This is a genomic window from Cellulosimicrobium cellulans (assembly GCF_006539945.1).
Lineage (GTDB): Bacteria > Actinomycetota > Actinomycetes > Actinomycetales > Cellulomonadaceae > Cellulosimicrobium > Cellulosimicrobium cellulans.
Genome location: NZ_BJNZ01000056.1, coordinates 1 through 1,434, shown reverse-complemented (window position 1 = coordinate 1,434; position 1,434 = coordinate 1). Strand labels below are relative to the sequence as shown.

Genomic DNA, 1,434 nt, shown 5'->3' with positions numbered 1-1,434 from the left:
AGAACCCGCTTGAGAAGGAATGGGTGCTCATCCCGGACCGGACCCGGTGCAACGCCTGGGTGAGCTGGCACGACTCTGAACCTTGGTACGTCCAGACGATGCTCTACGCGACCGGGCTCGACGGCGTCATGGACTGTGACGAGGACCCGTCCTTCGGCACCTGCGCCATGGCGGCCGTTGGCCTGATCCCAGGGTTCGGCAAGGGCAAGTGGGCCGTCAAGGGAGCGATCGAAGGTGTCGACGCCCTCGCCGACGCCTCACGGCTTACCAACGCCGCTAAGGCAGCGGACGAGGTTCCGGCGATCCCGATCTACCGCACACCGAAGGCTTCGAACGCGGCCGACGAACTGGCGGGAGGGCCGAACCCGCTAAATCATCAGGATGGTGACGCAGCGGCCTACTTTGGGGAGAGGAGCGTGGCAGGCGACTACATCGGGATGCCGGGCTACGCTGATGGAATGGTCCGGTACGACATGGACCCGGGATTTCTCGATGAGTTCGCCGATGTTGCCTACCGATATGACTGGCAGGGGCCCGGGGGGACTGCTCGGATCGAATGGGCGATTCCGGTGGACCGTCTTGGTCGCTTCAGCGAACTGACTATGAATCGAGGGTGGGTGCCCGCTCAATGAGTGCTCGTCTGCATCAGGAGTACACCGCCACCGTGGATCGCCGGATGCCCTGGGGAGTGATCGCGCTCGTATCCGACGGGACGGAGGTGCTCATCGATAACACGAAGACAGGCCATGCGTCACTCGATCCAGGCGTTGAGGTCCGGCTTGTCGTGCTCGATGATTCACGGACCCCGGCGCGGGGCAGCCTGATGAAGGATGACTTCATCATCGCTCGACGACTCCGAGGCGGGGTGGAGAAGGCGTGACCAGATTGGTGACGAGAAGGGTGGCGATCACGGCCTGGCCCGCCGCCCTCACCCCGCTCCAACACTGCGCCACCGTCACCGTCTCCGGTCCTGGCGCCAACCCGCCCAACCGCGCCGACATGGAATGATGCTCAGACGGCTTGAGTCGCCCCGGTGAGTCCGGAGACCTGATTCCTTGGAAGGATGATGGTCATGGCAAGGACCTCGAAGTACCCGCAGGAGCTGCGTGAGCGGGCGATCCGGATGGTTGCCGAGGTGCAGCCCAACTACGGGTCGGAGTACGAGGCGATCCGCGCGGTCGCCTCGAAGCTCGGGATCGGGACCCCAGAGTCGCTGCGCAAGTGGATCCGTCAGTCGCAGGTCGATGGTGGGCAGCGGCCCGGCGTCACGTCGGAGGAGTCGGCGGAGATACGGCGGTTGCGGCGGGAGAACGCTGAGCTGCGGCGCGCGAACGAGATCTTGAAGGCGGCGTCGGCTTTCTTCGCGGCCGAGCTCGACCGTCCCTCGACCAGGTAGTGGCGTTCATCGCCGAGCACAAGGACCGTGATGAGGGC

2 protein-coding genes and 1 pseudogene are annotated in these 1,434 nt (G+C 64.9%); all 3 read left to right on the top strand.

What is annotated here, in order from left to right:
• Positions 1-632, top strand: a 632-nt coding sequence (locus tag CCE02nite_RS20275) for a hypothetical protein (protein WP_218027183.1), incomplete at its 5' end; no start/stop codon positions are given.
• Positions 629-880, top strand: coding sequence for a hypothetical protein (locus tag CCE02nite_RS20270; protein ID WP_218027182.1), 252 nt, complete (start codon positions 629-631; stop codon positions 878-880). The genes CCE02nite_RS20275 and CCE02nite_RS20270, both read left to right, overlap by 4 nt.
• A gap of 192 nt (positions 881-1,072) precedes the next feature.
• A pseudogene (locus tag CCE02nite_RS20265) lies at positions 1,073-1,434 on the top strand (transposase); the annotation flags it as partial.